Origin of the sequence: Nostoc sp. FACHB-152, from assembly GCF_014697475.1 — a bacterium.
GTDB lineage: Bacteria > Cyanobacteriota > Cyanobacteriia > Cyanobacteriales > Nostocaceae > Nostoc_B.
On record NZ_JACJRV010000087.1, the window covers coordinates 1 to 26924 of the forward strand.

Below are 26924 nucleotides of genomic sequence, written 5' to 3' on the forward strand. Positions count from 1 at the left end.
CCGCGTCGGAGCGAAAAGTTGAGCCAGTGCGTTGGACGGGTTCCCCGGCATAAAGCAACTGGCGTTGCGCGTCCGGGTTTCCCGGCGCAAAACTTTTCAAGACAGAGGGGTTGGGGAGAGGTTCATCGAACTCACGTTGTTTTAACTGGTTGATTAATCAAAAGCGAGCCATTAAACAATTAAAAAAATTTATCAGGCAGTGGCTACAATGACGCTAAATTTGATAACTCCTGATGAAATTAGCCGATATTCTCAAGGACTCAAATTACAAGCTGTCGCAAATTGCGATCGCCCATTGTCTGCAAAATTCTTGATTTTCATAGAACAGCCAGTATGTATCCGGCAATTTCTATTTAGGATTTGTTAAATATTCCGATTACGCTACCAAAAGAATCTACTCGCCAGAAAATAAAAGAAAAGGTAAAGGCATCTCCCAAAGCGCGAGAGCAGTCGAAACAATTACTGGAACACGAAAATATCGACTTTTCAAACGTTTGAGTTTATCTGTAAATAACAAAAAAAGAGGTCTAATTTGACCTCTTAAGAACTCCCTACAATAAAGTTCAATTTGTATATATGAATTACAGAAGGCCCGCGTTAGTACCTTGCTTGCCAGTTGCCAGTTCCACTTTAACGATTTTGCCACCCATTTTTTGAATCCGTTGCTGTTCGCGGAACCAGTTTTCGTAGGGAACCAATTTGGTGAAATAGGTATTTTGTAGTTCGCGTTGAGTACGAATGCGGGTTTGGCTTGGAACGCAAGCAGTAATTTTAAACAACCGCGCCATGTTATGAATCTCCTGTGGTGAGTATGAAAACTTTTTTATCTGAAAATGAAGCGGGAGTATATTTTTTAGACAAACCTTAAATTAATCTCTCCAAGGCTGGAAATCAAACATCAATACTAGACCACTAACACTCATCATGATTTATGCAATTAAGATAAGCGACAAGACGTTCTAGCACTCACGGTTGATTTCCAGACCTTAATAAAGCCGCACCTAATTTCCTTAGATGCACACTAGCCCTTAGCTCAAGCCAGAGGAGATGTAGTCTAAGTAAACGCCCATTTCTTTACCAGCGTCGGGGCCGACTAAGCTAGCGGTTACTTCTTTGATTGCTTGGATAGCTTGTACAGTAGCACCTACGGGTACACCCAAGGAGTTGTAGGTTTCTTTCAAACCGTTCAGTACGCGCTCATCTAAGATGGAAGGATCGCCAGCCAGCATAGCGTAGGTAGCATAGCGGAGGTAGTAATCCAAGTCACGGATACAAGCAGCGTAACGACGGGTGGTGTACATATTACCACCGGGACGGGTGATATCAGAGTACAACAGAGACTTAGCAACAGCTTCTTTAACGATCGCAGCTGCGTTTGCGCTGATGGTGGTAGCTGCACGAACGCGCAGTTCACCAGTTGCGAAGTAGCCTTTCAGTTTTTCTAAAGCAGCAGTGTCGAGGTATTTACCTTGAACGTCTGAAGAGTTAATAACAGAGGTAATTGCGTCTTGCATTGTTGTTATTTCCTTATTTCCAACCGTATTGCAACAGTTTGTGTCAGCAGGGAGAAAACCTCGTCCTACTGCATTGCACCAACTAGGTAGTCGAAGTAGGCGCTAGCTTCAGAAGCATCTTCAGCAGACAGCAAGGAAGCAGCAACGTTCTTCATCGCATTCACACCTGCGGCAACTGCATCGATAGGAGTGCCGAGGGATTTGTACATTTCACGAACGCCAACTACACCGATTTCTTCAATGGGTGTAACATCGCCAGAAACTACTCCGTAGGTGATGAGACGGAGGTAGTAGTCTAGGTCGCGGAGGCAGGTAGCGGTCATTTCTTGACCGTAAGCGTTACCACCAGGAGATACAACATCGGGACGCTTTTGGAACAATTGGTCGCCAGCTTGCTTAACGATGCGCTCACGGTTGTCAGTCAAAACTTGAGCGATGCGGAGGCGACGTTCGCCACCAGTAACAAAGCTCTTGATCCGATCCAACTCGCCGGGGCTGAGGTAGCGAGCTTCTGCATCAGCATTCACGATGGACTTCGTGACGATACTCATTAATGGATTCCTCCAGTACTAATGAAACCAGGATATGAAACTGGTGCGATTTTAATTTCGGTCGAGTGTAGCTACGTTCTTTCGTTGTTTTTTAGATACAACTTTTGAGTAGCTGCTGTAGCTAGTACTTTACAGGTTCGGTAGTGTAAATTTCAACCACACGATTTGTAAAACTCAGCTACCTTCCGCAAAATATTCTCCGGCATTCTGTTGAGCATTTATGACTGCTCTTAATACTTTGTAATATTCCTTTTCAGATTTACACCTAAATCAGCAATCTGAGAAGAATGTTACGAAAGGTCAAGTGTCAAGAGTCAACAGGCATGAGTAAATAGTCAAGGGGTTCATCCTCTTGACTATTTACCTTGGACTATTGACTAAGTATTAGCGATCGCTAGGACGACCTGTTAACACAGAAGGTGACAAACTAGACCAAGATTGTTTCACAAGGTCAGCCGCCGCCTGGACGCTACCGAGGTAATTACCAGCAGGTAGAGATGGGAAACGTGGGTATGGAACCACATCTTCACCAAAGTAGCGAGCGTATTCTGGGCTATCCACAATTGCCTCTACAGCCGCCCTCAAACCGCTATCAGCCAATAGTTTGTTATATTGACGGATTTCGCCTTGAGTAGCTGGCGCACGTCCCAACAGGTGACGGAATAGGTATTCAATTACCTTGGTGTTGGGATAAGGCGTATAGAAGCGTTTGCGATAGATTTCTGAACTTGCTAGTTCACGGACAAATTCACGGACAGTGATTTCGCCATTCCGCAGTCTGCTGTCGAGTTCGCTACGACGATAGTAGTCGGGAATCTGACCGCTAAATATATCCAATACCTGACAGTAAGCAGCATTGATTACCTGTTGTCTTTCTGCTTGGCTACCACCGTCTGTTAGACGGTAAATCCGCGCAGGTTTACGACGACTAGTACCAACACCAACTTCTACAGACTGACCGCGACCATCGTTATAAGAACGACCCAACTCGATAAACAACGGCTTGGTCTTGTCGATTTGCCGTGCTTGGTAAGCCAAATCTGCGATCGCTTTCGCCAAAATTGGTGTATTGGCAGATTCAATCCGCGCTTTGACTGGCTTAAAGCTGGGTACAACCACATCATCATTTTGCTTGGTGAGTTGGTTGTAAAGCTTCTCTGTATTCGGGAAGTTAGCCGCAGGTAGAGTTGGGAAGCGACGGTAAGGAACAGTATCTTCACCAAATACTTGACGATATTCTGCACTGTTCAACAAAGCAGCAATAAACGCTTTCAGACCTTGGGTAGCCAAAATCTGGTTATATTTGCGGATTTCTGCTTGGTCGATAGGCGCACGTCCTAAGAAGTGCTTAGTTCCCAACTCAATTACTTTGGTGTTGGGATAGGGTGTATAGAATTCCTTCAGGTAAAGGTTAGAGTAACCCAAACCTTCGATAAATTCTTTCACGGTGATTTCACCATTCCCCAGCTTACTTTCTAGGCTGGTGAATTCGTTTTTAACAATGTAAGGTGCAATATCGCGCTCAAAAATCTGGCGGTAGGCAGCACTAATGACAGTTTGCACTGCAACCTTGTCAACTGTATTTGCTACCAGCTTGAAGACTTTTGTTTGTTCACGCTGCTTAGTAACACCTTGCTTCACGCGGAACTGAATATCGGGTTCTGTGCGGTTTTGGCTAACTGCACCTAATTCTACAAAGCGTGGTGTTTCTTGCTTGTCAACTTTGGTCGCTACAACATCGTCCCGGATAGTACCAACACGCAGTTGTCGCAATGCCACACCACCAGGAGTTAGATAGCGTTCGTAAGGAACTGTATCTTCACCAAAGGCTTCGCTGTACTCTGGGGTATCAAGAATGGCATCGACAACCCCATAGAAACCTTTCTTAGAGGCAATGTCGAAGTATTTGTTATTTTCTTGACGACCGTAGGTAGGACGACCTAACAAGCGACGGTGGATGTATTCGATCGCTTTACAAACATACAACGGTGTCCAGTAAAGCTTGCGGAATAAATCAGACTTAGCCAAAGCTCTGACAAATTCCCGCACAGAAATTTCGCCGTTTTCTAGCTTAATTTCTTGTACTTTTAGCCGTTGACCTTCGTAAACATCACGACCGATAACTTGCAAGTAAATTGCTCTAATTACTGCCTGTGTGGAGCTTTCAGAGAATTTAACGCTCACACCCTTGGGTGCTTTCTTGCCAATCGTGCCAGGAAGTTGATCCAGTTTGAATACTTTTGGCCCAAGAGTGCCAGGAGCTACACCCCGTGCTTTCGGGTTACTCAATTGGTTATTAATACCAGGCCCTTGGTGAATCAAAATCCGTCTTGTATCTTTACCAAACGGAGCCGGATTGCTGCTAGGATTGCGAGTTTCTTTCGGGAAAATCGCCCCAAACTGAATTTCTAATGGGTCGTTACCAGAACCGTAGGGGTGTTGATCTGGTAATGGCTGTTCGTAAGCTGCAAATGTTGTAATGAACTGAGGTACTTTGCGGAAAGGCGCACTGTAGTTAAACAGGTCTTGTTGCGGCCCCCAGTTACGGCATTCTTGAGCTTCTTGACCCAGGCCACGAAGGTAGGGTACTGTCTCTTCGCCAAAGTAATCAGAGTATTCGTCAGAGTCTACCAAAGCATCAACTAACTTAGGTAAACCACCGTTAGAAACAATCGAGAAGTATTTTTGAACTTCTTCCCGGCTACTTGGCCCACGTCCCAAAATGTGACGGAAAGCCAATTCGATTACACGGCTGTTAATAAAAGGCTGATAAAACTGTTTTTGGTAAAGAGGAGATTTTGCCAAACGGCGGACAAACTCTTTCATAGAGATGTCGCCATTTTTCACCTTGGATTCTAAGTCAGAAATCGACAAGCTGTAAGCACGGGTAATATCGCGCTCAAAGATTTGCCGATATGCTGCTTTAACTACCTCAGTTTTTTCGCCGGCTGACAACCCAGGCTTCATCACAAATTTGGGACGACGTTCTGCGGCATTAAAGTAAATTTGCGGCAGTTGTAAACCTTGTTGGTCGCCAGAAGGACGTTGACGTACTTTGGTCGAAGGTGTGGGTGCTTTGAATTCTGTCAGCAAAACATCCATGTACTGAGTCACAATGTCTGTAGCTTCAGGATCTCTCCGGAAGTAAGACAAGGATGCTGCCTTGATTTCCTGCAAAGCGACGATAGTTGCTTCACCAGAGCAAGCATTTTCAATAATTTCTCGCAGACCCCTTGTGTTCACCGCAATGATGTTGGGGTCGCCAGCTACGATCGCATAAGTAGCATAGCGCAAGAACCAGGATAAGTCCCGTAAGCTCTTGGCCATGTTGCTTGGGCCGTAGCGAGAAACGTTAATTGGTCTGAAACCTGGAGGTGTTGGGCCACTAGGTGAGGTATTGAAGATAGAACGCAAGTTTTCTAAGAATCCACCCCGACTTTCAACGTAGGTGACGGTTCCTAGTCTCATGCCATCTGTAACATCTCTACCAGTGCCTACAGCAGCAGCCAGTGCCAATTCTTGTTCTTGTGGCTTTTCTAAGAAAGCCATTGGCGAACCACCGACAAATATCCGGTTAGCAGCACGAGATACGATAATCTCGGAATTTTCTGTGAGAATCTGGGCAATTTCTAAACGTCTTGCACCAGATGCAAAATAGCTTGCTAGTTCATTTAATTCACCAGTTCCCAAAAAGCGGTCTTGCTGTTCCGCTTGGGAAATGGTTGCTACAGCTAGGGTTTGATATAGTTGCGGACGCGCAACTGAGCTTCCACCACTCGCCTTAACACTCATCGGATTTTTAAAACTCCCATCATAATCGTTTATGTGTTAAGTCTGGGTCGCTTTGAGGCTTGACACATTTGTGTGTTTATGCCTTCAGAGTACCGCCTTCAAAACTGCCAGTAAAATTAACCCAGTCAGCTTTTAGATTAGAACGTTTTGCGTTTTTCCTGGTAATTTATTAAGAAGTATGTAGATTCTGTAGCTTTGATTTAGCAAGTCTAAGAATAAATACTCCTATGGACATGAGACAAAATCTAAGTTTTGTATCTGAAAGTTAAAAACTTTACAAAAAATATTTTACTTGAGTCTCAACACAAGTTTTATTTAGCCACGACAAAAGTATACAAAGCTTAGTCTTTAGCGTCTGTGCGGCATAAGCTGATATTAGCTTGCTAATCTGAAACAGAAGCGATCGCCCGTTTTTCATTTTTGTAAATAAAATTAATAATTTCACTTCTGATCAATCACTAAGTTCTAAATTTCGGAAATAATGACCCCGAAATATTCCTGAGCTATGCTGTAGTCTTCAGCATGAGTACACAGGAAATTCTATGAGAAATAGTAATAAATTTAACTTATTCACCTTGGCGGCTTTATCATCTTTAGCGGTTGTGTTTGCTGTTACACCTGCTAATGCACTGCCAGGACAAAACATTAACACTGTTATCAAGTGGGCAAAAACAAAACCCAAACTACCACGCCTGACATATAGCAGCGAAGCACATGGCTACTCAGGCACAAAAGGTAACTTATACTTTTATGTTGATGTCCCATCTGAAGAGGGGACAATAACAAAAGAAGGAATCACAGTTAGTGGAGACTCAAGCATAAAATTCACTACCAAAAATGCCAAAGCTGTGAAGTTAATTCAAGCTATTTATAACGCCAACATCGCTAATGACTTCAGCCAATCTCGACGGATTACAAAAGTTGGGCGTGACCATTATTATAAAGGTCAAAAATATGCTTATATTCTTGCCGAAGTTCAAGGAGGTTCGGCATTTCAGATAATCAATCTAAAACAATTACAAGAAGAAATCGATAATGCAAAATATTGCCAAACTCATCAATGCGACTTGTGAGTAGAAGGCAGGAGGCAGAAGGCAAGAGGTAAAACGTTTACAATAAGCGTTTTTTTATTCGCCTTTTCTATGCAATTCTTTCTACCTAATTAATTCCTTTTTGTATTTAATTGCCTAAACAGACTGTTTTCTATAAGCGTTATCGGTAAATAAAAGCACACAACTGCTGACGTTGAACGCTGCGGCTAATTCAACGTCAGAGGCAAAATCCTTCGTAATTAACTCTTTACCAGAACTGCATTTTTGTAAATGTCCTAGTAAATCTTGGCGAAAAGCTTGGAAGGATTGGAGGGCGATCGCCGCCTCTGGTGATAAACTACCATCTAAATAACTCAAAATTGCCCCAGCACCAACCAAATCCTCAAAAGCAGGTCTGAGGCTACCATCTTCCTTCCATCTCTCACCCGCCGGAATTACAGCAATTTTACTCCCGTAGCTTTGAGCAAACCGCGCCACCGCTTCACTATTACGCAAACAACCTGCAAAACCGACAGCATCATCTACGGTGTTGGGTAAATCACCACCAACCCCAACAATACAGGCATGACCTTGACTAAAGAGTTTGTTCACTTTTGATTAGGTATTAGATAGTATGGCTATAATTTAGCATCTATCTTTAGGTATGAAAATTAAGCGTTTTGATACGATAAAAATTCTATTTTTATCATTACTTATTTTGATGGAATCTCCAGATTTGGCTCAAGCAGAGGTTGTAACTAACCCTAAAGCAATTACAGTCAACGCAACAAAGGGAGACAGTATCACCCGCACGATTACACTGCGGACTAACGAAAAAATAAATACTTTAAAAGTAGTTACTTCTGATTTATTGAGTGCTGATAATAGCTCTGTTTTACCAGCACGGATAATTCAACTCACTTCACCACCTACTCAAATTAATCCTCAAGAACTCATTAGTTTACCAATCCAGTTTGATTTGCATAATTATTCCAGTGGAGAATTTACGGGTGAAATAGTATTGACCTATGAGGCTGGAGAAAAAACCATTCCTGTGATTGTCAAACTCAAAGATCCGTGGCCATTACCTCTGACTGTATTAGTGTTGGGAATCATTATTGGTATGGCGGTTTCTGCTTATAGTAGTCAAGGTAAATTAAGTGATGAGGTAACAGTTAACTTAGAGAATTTGCGTACCCAAATTGCTACGGATAAGGTAGAGGCACGCTCATTCTGGTCACGGGCTGATATCTATCTTAATATTGCCAAACAAGCACGCGATGCTAAACAAATTGTTGAGGCTCAAGCAGCAGTTAATAATGCGAAGGAAGTTTGGCATAAATGGCTAAAGCAACGTCCTGATTGGCAGATTCTGTTTCGCTATTATGATAAACTCCGTGAACGGCTTGACCGAGAGGACTTAAAAGAAGATACATCGGCTCTCTATATTCAAGTTATAGATCGAGATTTAGAACAAGCTTTACAAAATACTCCTGTTCTATCAACAGCAAATGAATTGCAGCAAGTTCTAGATAAAATATCTCAACAAATTAATACTTATATTCAGTTAAAAACGCAGCTAGAAAAACTAAAAAACTTAATAGCAGGGTTAGAAGATATTAACCAACGCTATGACTGGGAAGATAAAGCATCTGAATTAACGCAGAGATTACATATGCTCATGCCTGCTCAAGAAGCGGAAATACAAAATTTACAATCGGAAATAAATACAGGTATAGAAAAAGTTAAGGCGTTAGAGATTCAGATTTTAGATGTAGAAAAAGGTATCGATGATGGTTCTGAAGTGGGTATGGTTATTCAAGCCCCGTCAGTATCCGAGAAAGAGGCTTATCAAGTTCCATTTTTTACTAAAACAGGAAAGGCGATCGCCAGCTTATGGCAAACTGCTAATGGGCGATTGAAATTGTTTTATCTCTCCAGTTATCTAATTTCCTTTAGTGTGCTTGCTGGTAGTGGTTTTAACCAGTTATATTGGACTAAGCCCACCTTTGGAGCTAATGGTTGGGGTGATTATTTTGCTTTATTAGCATTGGGTTTTGGTGCAGAAGCTACTCGGAACGTGGTCACACAAGTAGCCCGCAAAGCTGATGAATCAAGCTCATAGTATCATCAGCAGTAATTCACAGTATCAGCAATTTATAAGTAAATTTTTGACTTTTAGCGTAAATTAGCTACCAAAGACGAAAAAGCCTAAAATATTTTTAACTCAGTAACTAAGAATAGGAATTAGTGTGGCTAATCACGATCATCTCAGTGACATTCTTGACCGTATCCTAAATGGTAATCAGACTGAGGCAGATATTGACCAACTGAGGCGATCGCTAAAAATAGTTGAGGGTGTAGTACAGTCAGTAACTCAAACAGGCAAGTTCAATACCAATATTGGGCAGATAACTGGCGGAGATGTTCATCTAGGCGATCGCATTTACCAAGGTACAGATGCTGAAACACTGAGGCAAGTTTTACGGGAAGTTCTACCACAGCCAGATGAGAAGCCTCCCACTAACCTCACGGGTGCGGATGGGTTGGGTGAGTTGAGTGCTACCGTACCACCGCGACCCCTGAAATTTTTACCCCGTCCAGAGGAAATTAACTCATTAAAACAATTACTCTTGGGTGAATCAAACCATATAGTAGCATTGACAGGTGCTAACCGGATGGTTGGTGTACAGGGGATGGGCGGACTGGGTAAGTCGGTGTTAGCCGCAGAACTAGCACGAGATGAGGAGGTGCGACGACGGTTTTGTAATGGCATTGTTTGGGTAACGCTTGGTCAAACACCTACTTTGATCAATCTGCAAGCATCGATTATAGGAGCGTTAACGGGAGAGCCAACAGAATTTAAGGATGTCCAAGAAGGCAAGATTTTCTTGGGCAATTTGTTGAAAGACAAAGCTTGTCTGTTGATTTTGGATGATGTTTGGGATTTGAAACACGGTGAGGCGTTTACGGGTTTGGGTCAGACCAGCCATATACTCATTACTACTCGTAATGCCGAAATCATTCAAAAGCTGCGTTCACAAGAGTATCGGCTGGACTTGTTGAGTGATCAGCAAGCCCTAGAATTGTTAGCACAGTCCTCAGAACAACCAGTAGAAAGCCTCCCTAGTGAAGCTCAGGCAGTAGCTAGAGAGTGTAAGAATTTACCTTTGGCTCTGGCGATGGTGGGAGCAATGGCTAAGGGTAAGCCCCATCTCTGGGAAGGGTTAGTGAAACGCCTAAAGAATGCTGACCTAGAAAAAATTAGACAGCAGTTTCCGGATTATCCTTATCCAGACTTGCTGCGGGCAATTCAGGTAAGCGTCGATGCCTTAGAGCCACAGATAAAAGAACGATACCTAAACTTTGCCGTATTTCCAGAAGATATTCCCATTCCGGTACCAGTTTTGCAGACATTCTGGGAACCGGAAGGATTGGATGAATTAGATGTAGATGAAATTGTTACAACACTGGTGAATCGTTCACTGGCGCAGCAAGATCAATCAGGTTGCCTGAGTCTCCATGACCTCCAACTTGATTATGTGCGAAAGCAAGCCAGTAACCTACCAGCGTTACATGGACAACTGCTGCAAGCTTACGAAAGTAAATGTGCAAATGGCTGGGCAACAGGCCCCAAAGATGGGTACTTTTTTGAGCAGTTGGGCTACCATCTGCTGCAAGCTAACCACCGAGAAGAATTTCGGCAACTATTGCTGGAATTTAACTGGTTGCAAGCCAAACTGTCAGCAACTAATGCCACTTCCTTAATTGCAGATTTTTATACATTCCCAGAAGATGAAGAATTACGTTTAGTGCAGCAGGGAATTTTACTGAGTCTTAAAACCATAGCAATAGACCCCAAACAACTGTGGAGCCAATTATATGGTCGCTTAAAGAGTCAGGAAATGCCAGGGATTAAAACCATGCTGGAGCATCCCCTGCAAACTAGCTGGTTACGTCCATTGACTCCGAGTTTGCATCAGGCTGGTGGACTTTTACGTTGCACCCTAGAGGGGCATGAGGAGTTTGTCATTGCCGTAGCCATCACCCCAGACGGGCGCAGTGCTGTTTCCGCATCGGCTGACAAAACCCTGAGAGTGTGGGATTTAAACACTGGGCGATGCCTGCACACTCTAGAGGGGCATGAGGATGGGGTCAGTGCCGTAGCCATCACCCCAGACGGGCGCAGTGCTGTTTCCACTTCCATAGACAAAACCCTGAGAGTGTGGGATTTAAACACTGGGCGATGCCTGCATACCTGGACTGGTGACAGTGCTATTGTCTGCTGCGCCGTCTCATTTGATGGCGTTACATTCGTAGCGGGTGAAGTATCAGGACGAGTACATTTCCTACGCTGGGAAGGATTGAATTAAAAAAATCAAAACCCAAAATGGGAAACACTAGTAATGAATATATCCAATGACCCCCTTGTTATTATCGACCGCATTTTAGCAGGCAATTTCACAGAAGCCGACCTTGCAAGTTTACGCCAGTTACTAACTCCTAATAGTAGCCAAAATGTATTGCAGTTAGGCAAATACAACGTCAACATTGGACAAGGGCAAGATATTCACATTGGCGATAAGATTTACCAAGGCACTGATGCAGACACTATTAAAACAATTATTCAAGCTGTATTAGAAGAATTTGTACTTCCCCGCCGAGGAACAGATAAATCATTGCAAAAATGGAAATACTTGCACACCTTCAAAGGTCATCTAGGTGCAATCAAAGCTTTAGCAATTAGTCCCAATGGGCAAACATTGGTAAGTGGCAGCAATGACAAAACATTCAAGCTTTGGGACTTGAGAACTATGCAATTACTCTACAGTTCTCCCCCCAGCCAAAGTGCTATTACATCCCTAGCTATTAGTACAGATGGCAAGACTATTATAGCTGGTAGTCAGGGCGGCACATTGAGAACTTGGAACTTACCAACTAGAGAATTGGCTGGCAACCCCACAAAATTGCATAAAGGCGCAATTAACTGTGTTGCCATCAATCCTAATTGTCAAACTGTTGTTACCTGTGGCTCTGATAGAACGCTGAAGGTAATAGATTTATTTACTAAAAATATAATTCACAACTTAAGCGCAGGAAAAACCCCCATCAAAGCAATTAGCATTAGCCCAGATAAACAAACACTGATAACTGCTAGTGAAGCAGGCACAATTAAAACGTGGAACTTAACAACAGGAAAATTAATTTATTCCCTTGCACAAGCTCATGAAAGTTCAATCAATACAGTAACATTTATTGCTAATTCTCCAATATTTATCACTGGTAGTTCCGATAAAACCATTAAAATCTGGACTATAAATTCTGCTAAAAAAATAGAATTACTCCACACACTAGACAGAGGAAAAACCCCAGTTAAATGTCTAGCAATTTATCCCGATGGACGCACTCTCATCAGTGGTAGCGAAGGCGGCGTAATCAAATTTTGGGATTTAGAAACACAAGAATTACTGCACACACTCCTAGAAGTTCATCTAAGCTCAATTAACTCTCTTGCGATTAGTTCAGATAGCCAAAACTTCTTCACTGGTAGCGGAGGCGGTAACATCAAAGTTTGGCGCAGGTATTCTTAAATAACTTGTATTTTACTATATTTGTGCAATAGTTATAATACTTAAGTCTAAAATATTTTTAACTCAGTAACTAAGGAATACTTTGGCTAATTATGTGCATCCAAGTCACATTCTTGACCAGATTCTCAACGCAAGTTAAGTTGAGAAGGATATTAACTTAATGCTGCAAGTACCGATTATTCTAAGCTTTTCTGACTAGCTAGTCCATACCAACCCCAACGACAATGAGTTCTAATGAGCTAAACAATATCCTTGATGACATTGGTAGTGATAAGCACGATGAAAAAGACTTAGCTGCTTTACGTCGGTTACTGAGTTCAAGCGATCGCCAAAGTCTGTTACAGCTAGGCAAATATGGTGTCAACGTTGGGGAAGGACAGGATATTCAAATTGGCGATACCTTCGGTGGGTTTCACCAACGCATTTATAAGGGAGCAGATGCTGAAACAATTAGAAAAATTATCCAAGACGAACTGCAAGCAGTTAAGTATGGATACAACAGCCAATCTGTTCGTAGCGGCTTATATGCGTTGACTGAATTAATGGCAGTACCTCAAGTGCGTGCTGCTGTCTTTGCTTTCCGTACCGATTTTCAAGCTGTGTGCGAACAAATCGATGTTTTAGTCAATTACAAAGATTTGCATGACTTGTTACATACGCTGGAGTTCCAATGCTATGGCGGTATTGTTCAAGAGGCAAAACGATTTCCAGATGACGAGACAGCTTTAGACATCCTTATGGATCATCAGCTAACACTTCAGCAAATTGTCACCGACATACAAGAAATTGCGCTTCGGGGAACCCTAGCTAAAAACGAACTTCTTTGGCTCAAAGACCTTGTGCAAGCTACCGAAGAGTTACACGGTGGGATTGAAAAACTTGACACAAGACAGATCAAAAGGGCTGTATGGCTCATCAACCGAGTGCTGGCTATCCAACCTTCACGAATCAATACTAGTCTGAATATCGCAGCACGGGTCTTAAGGCTGCCTGCTCTGGTGAAAGCACTAACTTGCGTGCGAGAAATTTAGCACATTGCGAACTCGATGCAGACAAAGCCAGTCAATTCAATGACGGTGTTGAGGCTCTCGCCAGCCTAGAACATAGCTTAACTATTCTTGTTCACAGTCACAACGATTGGCAAGAACTCGATTTAGAATTACGCCGGATTGAAGCCAATATTGAACAAGATATTTTTGAACTTGAACTGTCTTGGCCTGATCTTAAAGCAATGGCAGAATCACTCTACAGCAGCATAGATGAATGGGCGTTACTGTTTCAGCAAGATAGTGAAAACTTGGATAGTGCGATCGCATCAAAAAATCCAGTTAAAGTCAAACGATACTTCCGAAGCTACCGCCGACGTGCAGGCGATCGCTTCTTTCGCGTTGACATGGATCTCAAGCGATTGTGCGGTAATTTGCGGATAGTTGGTGAACCCTTGGTATCTGTGCTGAGGTTAATTGAATGAGTGAATTTAGTATTTCTCTTACCTCTGACAATACCGTAAGCAGCTTTGCTTCGTTGGCATCTCTACGAGCTGCTCACAGTGAACTCCTGAAACGCCATCGAGAAAGTGGTAGAACATCTGAGTTGCTAAAAGAGATAAAAACATTTATTTGTCAAGGGCGAGCTACTGGTGCGCTACTCGATGCCGACGAAGACCGATGGGCTAGTCAAAGTTTATTAGATTACTGGACAGCGATATTGTACCGTGCTGGACAAGAACCGCCTGATGCTACATTAGCTGAATTTGATCCAACATTAGCTCCAGAACTGGATGAAACGCTATGTCCTTACTTGGGGTTGGAAGCATTTCGAGAGGAAAAGTCAAGCCTTTTCTATGGTCGCCAACGTCTTTTAGAAAAACTGGTTAATCACCTTAAAGAAAACCGTCTATTAGCCGTGGTCGGTTCTTCTGGCAGTGGTAAGTCATCAGTCGTTTTAGGCGGACTGTTGCCAAGCTTGAAAGCTGGTGTGCTGTCGGGTAGCGAGAACTGGCACTACTACTCGCCAATAGTGCCAGGAGTTAATCCATTAGAAAACCTCGCCCGGATTACTCAACTTCGTGATATTAACGCTACTGATACTCCCCAGCAGCAAGCCAAGAGATTTCAGAAAGACCCCAATCATTTAGCTAAACTGAGCCATGAGTTCGGCAACAGACCCAGTGTCCTCATTGTGGATCAGTTCGAGGAAGTGTTCACGCTATGTCGTGATGATAGTGTGCGAAAGGCTTTCATTGACAATCTCATCGGTTTAATTCAGTTGCCAGGTATCAGGCACACCGTCATCCTCACGATGCGAACAGATTTTGAAACCCAAGTTGCACGAGTGCCAATCTTCAAGGATTTGTTTGAGCAAGCACAGGTGCGGGTGACAGCACTCGATGTTAGCGAGCTACGGGAGGCGATTGAAAAACCTGCTGAGTTAGTGGGTTTGAAATTTGAGGAAGGGCTAGTTGAGGCATTGCTTAAGGATGTTTTGGGAGAACCAGCCGCATTGCCATTGTTGCAATTTACTTTGCTGAAGTTATGGGATAACCGGGAGCGTAATCGAGTTACCTGGGAAACTTATACACGCTTGGGTGGTGGTCGTCAGGCGTTGGCTCGTAGTGCGGATGAGTTTTACAATCAGCTAATTCCTGAGGAGCAGATAACGGTCAAACGCATTCTATTGCAAATGGTTCGACCCACTGAAGGGCTTGAAGTTACCAGCAACCGCTTCAACAGGCAGATAAAGTGAAGGCATTACTGTCCATAGCCCCTGAAGATGGATTGGTGATGGCTGTTCAAGTAGTCGGTCAGAGCCAGTCAGCATTAGGTCAGGTTCTTCCCCCTGTTCAGGACAGTCTGCGTAAAGCGATAGAAGTAGCTATTTTTAATCATCAGGGTTCTGCCGCTTCTGTTGCGTTCAGCCCTGATGGACAGATTATTGCTACTGCCACAGGGGATGGAAACGTAAGACTATCAAAACTGAATGGCAAGGAAATAGCTACTCTTGGTGGTCATCAAGCTACTGTTACTTCTGTTGCATTCAGCCCTGATGGACAGATTATTGCTACTGCCAGTGCTGATAAAACTGTGAATTTATGGAGACTGAATGGCAGTGAAATTGCAACTCTAAGGGATCAAGCTGCTGTTACTTCTGTGGCTTATAGTCCTGATGGGCAAATTCTTGCTACTGCCAGCGCAGATGGAACTATTAAGTTGTGGAATGTTGCGGTTGGCAAGGAAATAGCAACTCTGACTGGCCATGTGAATACTGTCACTGCTGTTGCTTTCAGTCCTGATGGTAAGTTTATTATTAGTGCTAGCGATGACAGAACTGTAAGATTGTGGACACGGGAGGGTAAGCTTCTTAAGACCCTTATCGGTGGGGCTGATTCTGTCACTGCTGTTGCCGTCAGCCCCGATGCTAGATTGATAGCCAGTGGCAGTGCAGACAAAACTGTGAAACTGTGGACACTGGATGGAAAACTCCTTAAAACTCTTGTCGGTCATGAGGATTTTGTCACTGCTGTTGCTTTCAGCCCCGACGGTAAGTATATCGCCAGTGCCAGTTTTGACGGAACTATACGTCTGTGGAATTTATCAAGCGGCACTTCTGTAAGGACTTTTTCTAACTCTGGAGGTGCTGTCACTAGTGTTGCTTTTAGCCCTGATGGAAAGACTATTGTAAGTAGTAGTAGAGACGGAATCTCACGTCTGTGGAATTTACAAAGCGGCGAACCTATTGGAAATTCTTCGCAAGGTGATGACTGGAAAACATTACTTAAGTCCGCCTGTAACAATCTACGCGATCGCCCTGTTTTTATTCACCCGCCAAATGACACTGCAAGAGAGGCTAAGAGTACCTGCCAAGAATATGTCTGGAATCTTAAATTTTAAGCTAATGTAATTTATTTCTTTTTTATTAATTCAGCAGGAAATAATCTCTTATACTTACGCAAAATGGGTTTTACCTGTAGATCCTCATTACTTAGTTAAAAAACTCCAAAGAACCTAAAATTTTATTAATTCAGCAACTAAGGAAGAGTGTGGCTAACCGCGAGCATCTGAGTAATATTCTTGACCGCATCCTAAATGAAAGTCAAACTGAGGAGGATATTGCCCAACTGCGGCGATCGCTCAAAATAGTTGACGGTGTGATACAGTCAGTATCTCAAAATGGGAAATTCAACACTAACATTGGACAGATAACAGGAGGAGATATTCACTTTGGCGATCGCATTTACCAAGGTGCAGATGCTGAAACAATTCGCCAAATAGTTCGCAATATTGTTCAAGAACTGCAACAATCTACATCTACAGAACCGAAATCTCTAGGCGCAGAATTGATTACTACTTTAAATAATGCGAAGTTTCAGGGGAAAGAAGGTGAGCAAGGCGGTACAGGAAGTTTTTATCAGTATGAGATTTACCTGGATGCTCTAATCCTTGAAAATGAACAGAACAAAGATAACTATCAAGAATATACTCTAAGCGGTAATTGGTCATCCTTTGTTTATAAATATGTTTATGTCTTCGACAAGGTTGTTGATACACCTTGGGGACATCACAAAAAACCTTATGGTCGCTTTCAAGTTGTAGTTAAAAGCATCAATGGAGTTGTGGAAGGTATTCGGGTTAAAGCTGACCGATATAACGATAATGCAAATAACTACGCAGCTAATAAAGTGGAACAGTTAATTGAGTCCAAAATAAAGGAGATAACCCGCAAAAATTAAAGACTAAGCTCAAGTCTATTTGAGTTGCATACTTAACTTTCATCAAAATTTTGTGTGGAGTAATAGTGTGGCTGATCAAGATAATTTGAATGACATTATTGAGCGTATCCTTAAAGGAAGTCAGACTGAAGATGATATTGAACAACTGCGGCGATCGCTTGCGGTGAGTGATAACCAAATTGTATCGCAACTGGGTAAGTACAACGTCAATATTGGCGAAGGGAAAGATATACACATAGGCGATCGCACTTATCAACAGTGGAATAAAGAAGCGATGAAAGCCTTAGTTAAAGCCATTCGAGAAACAAGTGGTATCCATCAAAATACTCAGGGTGGCGATGCAGCCGCTAGAGATATTGATAAAAGTATTACTTTCAAAAACTGTACAATTATTCAACTACTGGCTAAAGATAGTAATCTTGGCAATGTTTCTCCAGGTTTATTAAACAAATCATATTTTTCTGGTATTCCCTTAGAAAGTATTCAACAAGCATATCAAGAGGCTTTACCTCCTGATGCAGATGTGTGGAATTTAGAAGGAAACGATATCACACAAATATTACAAGTGATTGAAGAATTTAGAAAATCATTGGAGTTTGTGAAGCAGTTAAGCCAAGATGAAAATATTCCTCAAGAGATTCGTGATAAATTAAGTGGTTTAGCTGAAGAATTAGCAGCAAAAAAGCACTCAGGCGATAAGACTAAACCACCTACTGATTTTTCGTCTATTCCAAAAGGGCAACTGGAATCTTATTTAATTGCTACTATTGAGCGTTGTGATGATGATAATGAGCAGTTTTTAATGAATGCTTGGTTAATTATTGATGATTCCTTACCAGTAAATGACCTCTCTAAATTTATATCGCTATTAGATAAAGATGAACAACAACTAGGAATATTATGTAAATTTAATGAGATACCACAACAACTCAACAGATTTTTAAAGAAAAGCCTTCGACTACTTAGAGGTAAACAATATCAGCTAATTATTGAGGTATTCTTACCAAGTGATTTGATTGGTACAGAAGTAGACCGTTGGAAAATTTCTGACCCAATCTTAGAGGAAATAACTTTAGGAATTAAATACCCAATTAGATTGCGATCGCTAGAACGTTTAAATCTTGATTATTTAGATTCCTATTTATCTGATTGGTATAAGTATTGGGACAGGGTTATAGCTGTTTTACACAATGAAGCGGTTCAAGAATTATTTGAACATCTAAAAGAAATAGAGAGTTTTAACTGGAAAATATTAAAAAATAATTTACAGTACAAAATAGGGCTGAAGGTAACTTGCGCTCCTCCCAAAGCTAAAATTAAGGATTTATTTAAAGCTATCTTAATCTCAACAACACCGATTGCCATCTGGACAAGATGTGATATTGATATTCCTAATTTTGATCAGGTGACAGCAATAGATGAAGTCTTAAGCTTTAGACCATTATGTCATTTGTGTGAATCAGTTAGACAGACAAGAGAAGAAGCTGATGCTCAAACGGAGGAACATTTAGGTTTTCATTTAGCACTGCTTTGGGAAGATCCTCATCGTCTTACACCTAATGTCATGTTGCAATTAACCACACCAGGACAATAACAAGGAGTTGAAATTAATAAAATGACTGATTGGAAAATTTTTCAAGGTAATAGTGAACCACACGATAATATTAATCAACTTCCCCCGCCTCCCAGTTGGCGTAAATTTCTGGGTGCAGATGATGAATTAGTGAACGAAATTGAGCAACGCTGGCAAAAATTTTCTGAGGAATTACAGCAGGATACAAGGAACGAGCAACGGGGTAAAAGTTTCCGTATCCACACCGATAAAAGTAATGATAAAAATACTGTTATTAATATGGTCAATGCAGCCCTGTATTTAAGACGACCTTTGTTAGTAACAGGGAAACCGGGAACAGGTAAAACATCTTTGGCTTATGCTGTGGCGTATGAACTAAAACTGGGGGCGGTGTTACCTTGGTATATCACTGCTCGTTCTACCTTACAGGAAGGATTATATCGTTATGATGCGATCGCCCGTCTGCAAGATGTGCAGATGGGTGATAAAAGTAAAGATATTGGTCGCTACATTCAACTAGGCCCACTAGGTACAGCCCTTCTCCCTTCTCACCGTCCGCGTGTGCTGCTGATTGATGAAATAGACAAAAGCGATATTAATTTACCCAATGATTTACTCAATTTGTTTGAAGAAGGGGAATTTGAAATTCCAGAATTAGCGCGGATTTCTAAAGAAGTAAATCAAGTAGATGTTCGCACCTATGACGGGATGGATGTCCCTATTAAAGCAGGTCGAGTGCGTTGTCAAAATTTCCCTTTTATTCTGTTAACTAACAACGGTGAGCGGGATTTTCCACCAGCATTTTTGAGGCGTTGTTTAAGGTTAAATATGCCTTATGAACCTGATGCAACCGCTTTGAAGGATATTGTGAAGGCACATTTAGGCAGAGACGTGATAACGAAAGATGAAGAAAAGATCAATGAATTAGTTGCAAAATTTAGAACATTACGAGAAGGTGGTGATGTAGCCACAGATCAATTGTTGAATGCCATTTATCTAGTCACTCGTGAATTTAAACCAGCACCAGCAGAAGAAAAAGACCTGATTGACGTTTTGCTGAAATACTTAACCAGTGCGGAGGACAGATGATTGACCAGTTAATTGCTGCATTGAGTAAAGAAGTAGAAATGTCAGCCGAAGAAATTGCTGATACAATTTGGCTGGCAATGCAAATGCAGGAATTTCAACCTGAGTCAGTCTCCTCTGATTTAAACCTGAGAACGGAAGACGAAAGAGAAATTAACAACCAGGAAAGTCAGTCAAGTCAGGGAACATTGCCAAAACCAGAAATTTCCGAGTTAGAAGAAACACCAAATCAGTTACCAGAGGAACAAAAAGCAGGTATTTATCCTCGAAATGGGCAAGGAGCTTCAAAATCCTCAGATTTATCTTTTAAAGTTGCTGATGCTCCTTCTTTACGGGAACCTTTAACCTTAGCACGGGCGTTAAAGCCCTTAATGCGTCGTATTCCTTCTGGGAGAGAATTAGTTTTAGATGAAGCCGCTACTATCCAACGAATTGCTGATCAAGGGCTTTGGATACCTGTACTTAGACCCGCAGTAGAACCTTGGTTAGATTTGGAGTTAGTAGTTGATGAAGCCATCTCTATGCAAATTTGGAGACATACAATTAGAGAATTGGAACGACTGCTAAAAAACTACGGAATTTTTCGAGATGTGCGGGTTTGGGGACTAATTACAGATGAAAACGAACAAGTGCAGATTCGGCGGGGTATTGGTACAGCAGCTAAAAATCAAACTCTCCGTAGTCCCAAGGAATTAATTGACCCCAGTGGTCGGCGTTTGGTATTGGTAGTCAGTGATTGTGTATCATCTCTCTGGCGCAATGGAGCGGTTACACCTGTATTAGAACTCTGGGCAAAACAAGGGTCAATGGCAATTGTCCAGATGCTTCCTAAGTGGCTGTGGAAAAGAACTGCTTTAGGTAGAGCTTCAGAAGTACGGTTGCAGGGGTTGACTCCGGGAGCGTGTAACCAGAAATTAATTGCCAAGGAAGTATCATTCTGGGATGAACTGGATGAGGAAACGGGGGTTAAAGTTCCTGTATTTACCTTAGAACAAGATAAGGTCGCTACTTGGGCGCAAATGTTGTCCGGTAAGGGCAGTATTTGGACGCTGGGATATGTGTTTAAGTTAAATGCAACTCCTGTTGATAGGGAAAATAGTTTATTTAATCTTACTCATAGTGATTTGAGTGCAGAACAGCGTGTACAGGCGTTTCGGGTAACGGCTTCACCAATGGCACGAAAACTCGCAGGATTATTAGCTTCTGCACCTGTGATTAGTTTGCCAATTGTGCGATTGATTCGGGAAACACTGTTAAAAGATTCTCAACAAGTTCATGTGGCTGAGGTATTCTTAGGGGGATTGTTAAAACCTTTATCTGAGATTAATGTAGATACCAATCCTGATTATGTTCAGTACGAGTTTATAGAGGGAGTACGAGAGTTATTAGTTGATTCTGTTCCTTCAAAATATGTTTTAGATGTTGTAGATGAAGTATCAAAGTATTTAGCAAAAAAATTAGGAATATCGCAGGAAAATTTTGTTGCTATTTTGAAAAATCCGCAACAACTTAAGAATAGTGAAATTATTACAGAAGTTGAATATTTCGCAACAGTCACATCTCAGGCTTTGAGGCGATTGGGTGGGGAATACCTGAAGCTTGCTGATTCACTTGAATCTAATATACCAATTAATAAAATAAAATCTGAATTTGAAGAAAATGCCCATTTACTTGGGCAACAAGGTAATACAAAAATTTATAGTTTTTGTACTGATAAACCTTGGCTTTTACCTTTTGATGTTTTTGTAATCCCTATGGGTTTAGAATTTGGCTTTGGTAGTTTAGCTTTATCATTTAGAGAATGGTTAGGAAATAATTTTAAATTTCTGATTCAAGCAATTGAGCAGGAAAAAAATAATAAAAATAAATTTGAAGTTAGCCCTGAACAACCTTTATTAGTTGCCTTACCCTCCAAAATTAATAATCAACTTTTTTTATTTAATAACAATCAATCTCAGAGTTTCATAATTTGTGCAACAGCAGAATCTCCAAGGCCTACAATAGTGAATACAGGTAAAGTTGTTGAGTCTGTAATTAATATAGCCACAAATCAAGAATTAAAACGTATTGTAATACCCTTAATGGGAACAGGAAGAAATAACTTACCTATAGAGGCAGTATCTCATACAATGTTGTCGGCACTTGCTAAATCTTTAAAAAATTCATCATCAAATCAAATAACGGAAATTATTTTTGTAGATAAAGAAGAAAGCATAATTAACACTATCAATAAAGTTGCAAAAAATATATTTTCTAAGAAATTGCCCAATGAATTTGCTGTCCCTACTTCAACTAAAGCTAAAAAGGAAAATTTATTTAACAAAAGAAATGACGGTATAACAAAAGCTCATGCTGATAAAATTATCCGAATTATTGGGCCTAGAGGGGCTGGAAAAACAACATTTATGGCCGCCTTAGCTCGTTGGAGTAACGCTAAATCCGATAGTCCCATTTTGTCGGTCAGCCCTTTTGGTGATGATACTGTCCAATTGATTAAGGCATCACAAAATATACTAGAACAAGGTTTGCAATTAGCTCCTACATATCGTTTTGACAAAGTCGATGAGGTTCCTCTTTATAGTTTATTAATTGAACTAAAAGCAGCATTTTTAGTTGGCAGAAATGTCAGATTCCAAATCTCTTGTCCGGATTATGCAGGTGAAATTTTTCAAGATTTACGTAATCAAGTATTGACGAAAGATTTAACTGCTTATTTGGAGGATTGTGCTAATTCTTCAGGTCTATTGTTGTTGTTCGATGCTTCATCGAGAGAGGATAAGGAAAATTCTCGAACTTTGAACTGCTTGCAGACACAACTAGCTAATATTTTGAACAAGAGAAAAATCCCTTTGAGAAGCTACCGCATAGCTATTGTGTTTAACAAAGCTGAGTTAAATCAGGTTTGGATTTATCGCGATCAAATTGATAAATTTCTCAATCTGAATTTTCGTGAAACAAAAGCTGCTGTTCAAAAATGGTCTAGAAGCTGGGAATGTAGTGTTAATTACTTCTTTTGTTCAGCATTTGGGATGAAAGGAAACCCACCACAACCAAATTTCAAACAACAATCTAGGGATAGTGAAGGTACTTACGGTGTGATTGCTAATCCTTCAGCTTGGAGGCCTTTTGGGTTAGTTGCACCCATTTACTGGTTATCTACAGGTAAAGATGATATCCGTTTAAGGGACTAGAAAGTAAGTTAAGTTGACGAGCAATAAACCAACACATTTGCTTTGCTATAAATTCTTATCCAATAATCTAAGAGTATTAAACTGAATTTTAGGCAATGCTAACAATACTAGAAGAATGCGACTTAGCTGCGATCGCCATCTCAACCCAAATACAAATTTCCTGCTGAACCATAATCAAAATGACCTCCCCTGAAGAACTAAACGCCATACTTGAGCGCATCGTCAAAAAACAGCAGACTGAAACTGACATAACAGTCCTGCGAAAATGGCTCAGTGGTAGTGGTCAGATTGTCTCTCAGCAAGGGAAATATGCAGTCAACCTGGGACAAGGACAGGAAATTCACATAGGCGATCGCACTTATTACGGCGCAGATGCAGAATTAATTCGAGAAATAATCCGGTCTCTGCTTGAGGAACTAAAAGCTACTGGTCAATTTGCCCCATTTCAAGAGCAGAACCAGCAGTCTGTTGATGAACTGGTGCAACAAGTGCGATCGCGCATTCATGATGATATTCAGCGATTACATAGCACAATGCCACTATGGGGTGTAGATCACTGGGTTCCTTTAGGTGATTTGTTTGTAGATGTGAACATCCTAGAGGAACTGAGCAGTAGCCGTCGGTCAGAACTCGATGACTTGTGGCAAGATTTCACAACAGGGATGGAGAGATATTCAGGCGATCGCAGTTTGGATCGCATTGGCTTAGGTAGAGAGAGGCAAAGGGTTTCAGGACTAGAGGTACTGGCGAAAAATACAAATCTTATGGTGGTGGGTAAACCAGGTTCAGGGAAGACCACTTATTTCCAACGAGTAGTTACCGAGTGCAATGCTGGCAAGTTACAAGCACACCGAATCCCAGCTTTGATTAAATTGCGAGAGTTTGTAAAGGATGGACGTAAGTTTGCCCATTCGCTGGAGCATTATTTTGAGCAGTGCTGGCAATTATCAAACACAGAAATTAATTTAATTTTCCATCAAGGTCGAGCATTAGTATTGCTAGACGGATTAGATGAAGTAACAGGGGAAGATGGTAAGGACATCACCAAGCAAATTAAGCAGTTTGCTCGTTCTTATCCGCAGGTACAGGTAATTGTGACTTGTCGGACGCAAAGCTTTACAGGAGAGATGGATTGGAAATCTCTACGTTTTAGTTTCGTAGAGGTAGCAGATTTTAAAGAAACTCAAGTGCGATCATTTTCTGAGCATTGGTTTAAGGCAGTTATTGAGGATGATTCAGCAGGAATAGCACAATCGCAGGAGTTTCTAAATCAGCTTTTTCTAGATGCAAATAAACAAATTCGGGATTTAGTGATTACACCAATTTTGCTGAGTTTGACTTGTGCCGTGTTTCACCAAACTGGCAAGTTCTACTCAAAACGTTCCAAGCTTTATGAGGAAGGGTTAGAGCTATTACTAGAGCAGTGGGATAAGTCACGGGAGATTGAGCGAGATAAGATTTACCGAGATTTATCACCGGAACGAAAGCTGGAATTACTTAGTTATCTAGCGGTGAAAAAGTTTGAGCAACCGCAGTATGTTTTGTTTGAGCGGGAAGAAATTGAGGGTTACATAGCAGAGTTTTTGGGAATTGGGTTGCGGGATAGTCGAGTAGTTTTGAGGGCGATCGAATCTCAGCATGGGTTGTTGATTGAGCGAAGCCAGAAGATTTGGTCTTTTTCGCATTTGACATTTCAAGAGTATTTAGTAGCGAAGAGGTTTTGTAATGACTCTTGTGAAGATTTTACAGCCCATATTTTAGATAGATATTGGCAAGAAGTTTTTCTATTAACTGTTGAAATAGTAGATAATCCTGAAGAAATACTCTGCTTACTCAAAACAGAAATTGACTATTATTTGTCCAATGATAATAAACTTCAGAAATTTCTTTCATGGTTAGTTAAAAAAGCAAATTCAGTACATACTAGCTTGAAACAAGCATCGATTAGAGCATTTTATTTCGGTCTTGAATTTGCTGTGCCTGAGCAGACTGCACCTGATATAGCCTTTGATACAAGACTTGTTAGTAAACTTGATGATATTCCGGATGACCTACATCCTCTTGAATATGGATGCAATGATATTACTATTGACGTGTCTCTCGCTAATATGATCGCTATATCCCAGGATGGATTTATCGATTCTGATTTTGCTATGCCAGAATGTAGTGAAAGACTTGAAAGTAATTTTTTGCAAGAAATAAAAAAAATAATTGAGGAAATTCCTAATTTCCACATTGATAGAATTAAATTTGATGCTTGGCAAGAACAATATGGTTTGATGTGGCTGAAGAAATATCGAAAATTAGTAATAAAATATAGACAAATTTGTTATATTTGGAGATTTACAGATCAGCAAAAAGCAGTATTAAACCAGTATTATGATGCCAATGTTGTTTTGATAGATTGCCTATATAGAAACAATTGCATAAGCGATAAGTTTAAAGGGCAAATTGAAGAAAGCTTGTTACTACCGATCACTGAAATCGAAAAACGCAAACTTGAAACAGCCGAATAGAGCGTTCATCTCATGATTTGTATAAATTTTAGGCTACATCATCAGACAGAAATTTAGGAATTTGATTATAAACTTCTGAATTTTCTTCAAGGGCTTGACGTAAATCATATTGTGTTTGTAAATTTAACCAAAACTGGGCAGTGTTGCCAAAATAGTGGGATAGACGCAAAGCTGTATCTGCTGTAATACTGCGCTTTCCAGATAAAATTTCGCTAATTCGTGTCTGAGCTACACCTATATCTTTGCTTAATCGATAGGCTGTGATATTCAACGGTTCTAAAAATTCTAGTTGGAGGATTTCGCCTGGGTGAATGTTTGGCAAACGGTTGTTATTCATAATGATTTTTATACTTAGTGGTAATCGACTATTTCAACTTCCGAAGCATTGTTTTCATCTGTCCAAACAAAGCAAATCCGCCATTGGTCATTAATCCGAATACTGTACTGCCCACTTCTATCACCAACTAGCTTTTCTAAGCGATTTCCTGGTGGAACGCGCAAGTCATTAATTGATGTTGCTGCGTCAAGCATAAGTAGTTTTCGTAAAGCAGTCTTCTGAATATTGGGTGGGTATTGAGAAGATGTAAAGCCTTCAAAAATTAGCTTTGTCTCATCAGATTTGAAATTAACAATCACAATAATATCGTTTTGCGTTACTATCGTCAAACGTTAGTATACATTTCAAGTGGTAAATTTTGACATTGATCCAGCGATCGCTCATTCATAAATATGCCTGACCACAAGCTGCGTTGCATCTACGCTTACAATTTAACCGTAAGCATATCCTGTAAATATTTGTCAGCGTGGTTAATATGACTGACGTGAATCCCGACATTACTGGAACTATTACGATCGCCGTGCAGCATCAAGACAATGGACAGTATATTTGTCAGTTATCATCGTCTCTGAGCGATTCTCCTAGAGAAAATATACAATGCTACGGCCAAACCAAGGAACACGCGATCGCGATCGCCTTAGAACAACTAGCCGATGAGTATCGCCGAATAGCAGAAGAACGACAAAATATAGCTTGGGACAGAGTGGAGCGATCTAACTCTGGAGAGCCAATTGCCAAGCATTACCATGTAATTCTGCACTACGAGCGCATTGCAGAAGAAGAATCGAAGTTCGAGGCAATGCACAATACCATTATGGGAAATACGGTGGTGGAGAATGCTAATATCACCGTGATTGAGATTGATCCAGATATACCAATTGAGCCATTAACGCGATCGTGGGATTGAGCTAGTAGACTTGTCCGAAAACTTCAAAGCCAGACTGTTCAAAGCTTTGAGATAAAACTTTGATATTTGCGTCAAAACGTAATTACAAGGGGTTGAGATAGTTACT

The 26924-nt window shown here is 41.1% G+C and carries 22 protein-coding genes; 15 read left to right on the forward strand and 7 right to left on the reverse strand.

Annotation, left to right across the window (positions count from 1 at the left end):
- The first annotated feature begins 208 nt into the window (after positions 1-208).
- Positions 209-367, forward strand: a complete 159-nt coding sequence (locus H6G76_RS31140) for a hypothetical protein (protein WP_190709551.1) — start codon at positions 209-211, stop codon at positions 365-367.
- A 214-nt stretch (positions 368-581) separates the two neighbouring features.
- Here H6G76_RS31140 and H6G76_RS31145 read toward each other — a convergent pair whose 3' ends face one another.
- From H6G76_RS31145 to H6G76_RS31160, 4 genes are all read right to left on the reverse strand, one after another.
- The gene (locus H6G76_RS31145; protein ID WP_190709553.1) at positions 582-788 is read right to left on the reverse strand and encodes a phycobilisome linker polypeptide; all 207 of its coding nucleotides are present in this window, start codon (positions 786-788) and stop codon (positions 582-584) included.
- A gap of 240 nt (positions 789-1028) precedes the next feature.
- On the reverse strand, positions 1029-1514 hold the full coding sequence (gene apcB / locus H6G76_RS31150) for an allophycocyanin subunit beta (protein WP_062295329.1): 486 nt from the start codon (positions 1512-1514) through the stop codon (positions 1029-1031).
- A gap of 65 nt (positions 1515-1579) precedes the next feature.
- Positions 1580-2065, reverse strand: a complete 486-nt coding sequence (gene apcA / locus H6G76_RS31155; protein ID WP_190709554.1) for an allophycocyanin subunit alpha — start codon at positions 2063-2065, stop codon at positions 1580-1582.
- Between the two features lie 384 nt (positions 2066-2449).
- Positions 2450-5857 (reverse strand): phycobilisome rod-core linker polypeptide, encoded by a 3408-nt coding sequence (locus H6G76_RS31160; RefSeq protein WP_190709556.1) that lies wholly within the window; start codon positions 5855-5857, stop codon positions 2450-2452.
- Between the two features lie 542 nt (positions 5858-6399).
- On the opposite strand from H6G76_RS31160, the gene H6G76_RS31165 reads away from it, so the two are divergent.
- Entirely contained in the window at positions 6400-6930 is a 531-nt protein-coding gene (locus H6G76_RS31165; RefSeq protein WP_190709559.1) for a hypothetical protein, read from the forward strand.
- Between the two features lie 114 nt (positions 6931-7044).
- On the opposite strand, the gene H6G76_RS31170 is transcribed toward H6G76_RS31165, so the two are convergent.
- Positions 7045-7500 carry a 2-phosphosulfolactate phosphatase gene (locus H6G76_RS31170; RefSeq protein WP_190709560.1) on the reverse strand — a complete coding sequence of 152 codons (456 nt, stop codon included), beginning with the start codon at positions 7498-7500 and terminating at the stop codon, positions 7045-7047.
- Between the two features lie 109 nt (positions 7501-7609).
- Here H6G76_RS31170 and H6G76_RS31175 point away from each other — a divergent pair, with 109 nt between their 5' ends.
- The 12 genes from H6G76_RS31175 (at position 7610) to H6G76_RS31230 (ending at position 25574) form a co-directional block, all read left to right on the forward strand.
- Positions 7610-9013: a hypothetical protein gene (locus H6G76_RS31175; protein ID WP_190709562.1), complete on the forward strand. Its 1404-nt coding sequence runs from the start codon at positions 7610-7612 to the stop codon at positions 9011-9013.
- A 127-nt stretch (positions 9014-9140) separates the two neighbouring features.
- Positions 9141-11261 carry an NB-ARC domain-containing protein gene (locus H6G76_RS31180; protein ID WP_190709564.1) on the forward strand — a complete coding sequence of 707 codons (2121 nt, stop codon included), beginning with the start codon at positions 9141-9143 and terminating at the stop codon, positions 11259-11261.
- Between the two features lie 33 nt (positions 11262-11294).
- Positions 11295-12479 carry a WD40 repeat domain-containing protein gene (locus tag H6G76_RS31185; RefSeq protein WP_190709567.1) on the forward strand — a complete coding sequence of 395 codons (1185 nt, stop codon included), beginning with the start codon at positions 11295-11297 and terminating at the stop codon, positions 12477-12479.
- Between the two features lie 224 nt (positions 12480-12703).
- Positions 12704-13510 carry a hypothetical protein gene (locus H6G76_RS31190; RefSeq protein ID WP_190709569.1) on the forward strand — a complete coding sequence of 269 codons (807 nt, stop codon included), beginning with the start codon at positions 12704-12706 and terminating at the stop codon, positions 13508-13510.
- On the forward strand, positions 13492-13950 hold the full coding sequence (locus H6G76_RS31195; RefSeq protein ID WP_190709570.1) for a hypothetical protein: 459 nt from the start codon (positions 13492-13494) through the stop codon (positions 13948-13950). The genes H6G76_RS31190 and H6G76_RS31195 overlap by 19 nt, the downstream gene beginning before the upstream one ends.
- Entirely contained in the window at positions 13947-15224 is a 1278-nt protein-coding gene (locus H6G76_RS31200) for a hypothetical protein (RefSeq protein WP_190709572.1), read from the forward strand. The genes H6G76_RS31195 and H6G76_RS31200 overlap by 4 nt, the downstream gene beginning before the upstream one ends.
- A complete protein-coding gene (locus H6G76_RS31205) occupies positions 15221-16369 on the forward strand; it encodes a WD40 repeat domain-containing protein (protein WP_190709574.1) in 1149 nt (382 codons plus the stop codon). Before H6G76_RS31200 ends, H6G76_RS31205 begins: the two co-directional genes overlap by 4 nt.
- Before the next feature lie 149 nt (positions 16370-16518).
- Positions 16519-17208, forward strand: coding sequence for a hypothetical protein (locus H6G76_RS31210; RefSeq protein ID WP_190709576.1), 690 nt, complete (start codon positions 16519-16521; stop codon positions 17206-17208).
- Between the two features lie 67 nt (positions 17209-17275).
- A complete protein-coding gene (locus H6G76_RS31215; RefSeq protein ID WP_190709578.1) occupies positions 17276-18802 on the forward strand; it encodes a hypothetical protein in 1527 nt (508 codons plus the stop codon).
- Between the two features lie 21 nt (positions 18803-18823).
- Positions 18824-19870, forward strand: coding sequence for a MoxR family ATPase (locus H6G76_RS31220; protein ID WP_190709580.1), 1047 nt, complete (start codon positions 18824-18826; stop codon positions 19868-19870).
- On the forward strand, positions 19867-23058 hold the full coding sequence (locus H6G76_RS31225; RefSeq protein ID WP_190709581.1) for an SAV_2336 N-terminal domain-related protein: 3192 nt from the start codon (positions 19867-19869) through the stop codon (positions 23056-23058). Before H6G76_RS31220 ends, H6G76_RS31225 begins: the two co-directional genes overlap by 4 nt.
- 179 nt (positions 23059-23237) lie before the next feature.
- Positions 23238-25574: an NACHT C-terminal helical domain 2-containing protein gene (locus H6G76_RS31230; RefSeq protein WP_190709583.1), complete on the forward strand. Its 2337-nt coding sequence runs from the start codon at positions 23238-23240 to the stop codon at positions 25572-25574.
- 28 nt (positions 25575-25602) lie between these two features.
- Here H6G76_RS31230 and H6G76_RS31235 read toward each other — a convergent pair whose 3' ends face one another.
- Together H6G76_RS31235 and H6G76_RS31240 are read right to left on the reverse strand one after the other, a co-directional pair.
- Entirely contained in the window at positions 25603-25911 is a 309-nt protein-coding gene (locus H6G76_RS31235) for a HigA family addiction module antitoxin (RefSeq protein WP_190709584.1), read from the reverse strand.
- A 14-nt stretch (positions 25912-25925) separates the two neighbouring features.
- Positions 25926-26210, reverse strand: coding sequence for a type II toxin-antitoxin system RelE/ParE family toxin (locus H6G76_RS31240; RefSeq protein WP_190709586.1), 285 nt, complete (start codon positions 26208-26210; stop codon positions 25926-25928).
- Positions 26211-26386: 176 nt separating this feature from the next.
- Here H6G76_RS31240 and H6G76_RS31245 point away from each other — a divergent pair, with 176 nt between their 5' ends.
- Positions 26387-26818: a hypothetical protein gene (locus H6G76_RS31245; protein ID WP_190709588.1), complete on the forward strand. Its 432-nt coding sequence runs from the start codon at positions 26387-26389 to the stop codon at positions 26816-26818.
- The last annotated feature ends 106 nt before the right edge of the window (positions 26819-26924 follow it).

Bases quoted from the DNA above. Each gene is read 5' to 3' on its own strand.
- H6G76_RS31140 (WP_190709551.1), top strand. From the start codon at position 209: ATGACGCTAAATTTGATAACTCCTGATGAAATTAGCCGATATTCTCAA.
- H6G76_RS31145 (WP_190709553.1), bottom strand. From the start codon at position 788: ATGGCGCGGTTGTTTAAAATTACTGCTTGCGTTCCAAGCCAAACCCGC.
- apcB (WP_062295329.1), bottom strand. From the start codon at position 1,514: ATGCAAGACGCAATTACCTCTGTTATTAACTCTTCAGACGTTCAAGGT.
- apcA (WP_190709554.1), bottom strand. From the start codon at position 2,065: ATGAGTATCGTCACGAAGTCCATCGTGAATGCTGATGCAGAAGCTCGC.
- H6G76_RS31160 (WP_190709556.1), bottom strand. From the start codon at position 5,857: ATGAGTGTTAAGGCGAGTGGTGGAAGCTCAGTTGCGCGTCCGCAACTA.
- H6G76_RS31165 (WP_190709559.1), top strand. From the start codon at position 6,400: ATGAGAAATAGTAATAAATTTAACTTATTCACCTTGGCGGCTTTATCA.
- H6G76_RS31175 (WP_190709562.1), top strand. From the start codon at position 7,610: ATGGAATCTCCAGATTTGGCTCAAGCAGAGGTTGTAACTAACCCTAAA.
- H6G76_RS31185 (WP_190709567.1), top strand. From the start codon at position 11,295: ATGAATATATCCAATGACCCCCTTGTTATTATCGACCGCATTTTAGCA.
- H6G76_RS31190 (WP_190709569.1), top strand. From the start codon at position 12,704: ATGAGTTCTAATGAGCTAAACAATATCCTTGATGACATTGGTAGTGAT.
- H6G76_RS31200 (WP_190709572.1), top strand. From the start codon at position 13,947: ATGAGTGAATTTAGTATTTCTCTTACCTCTGACAATACCGTAAGCAGC.
- H6G76_RS31220 (WP_190709580.1), top strand. From the start codon at position 18,824: ATGACTGATTGGAAAATTTTTCAAGGTAATAGTGAACCACACGATAAT.
- H6G76_RS31225 (WP_190709581.1), top strand. From the start codon at position 19,867: ATGATTGACCAGTTAATTGCTGCATTGAGTAAAGAAGTAGAAATGTCA.
- H6G76_RS31230 (WP_190709583.1), top strand. From the start codon at position 23,238: ATGACCTCCCCTGAAGAACTAAACGCCATACTTGAGCGCATCGTCAAA.
- H6G76_RS31235 (WP_190709584.1), bottom strand. From the start codon at position 25,911: ATGAATAACAACCGTTTGCCAAACATTCACCCAGGCGAAATCCTCCAA.
- H6G76_RS31245 (WP_190709588.1), top strand. From the start codon at position 26,387: ATGACTGACGTGAATCCCGACATTACTGGAACTATTACGATCGCCGTG.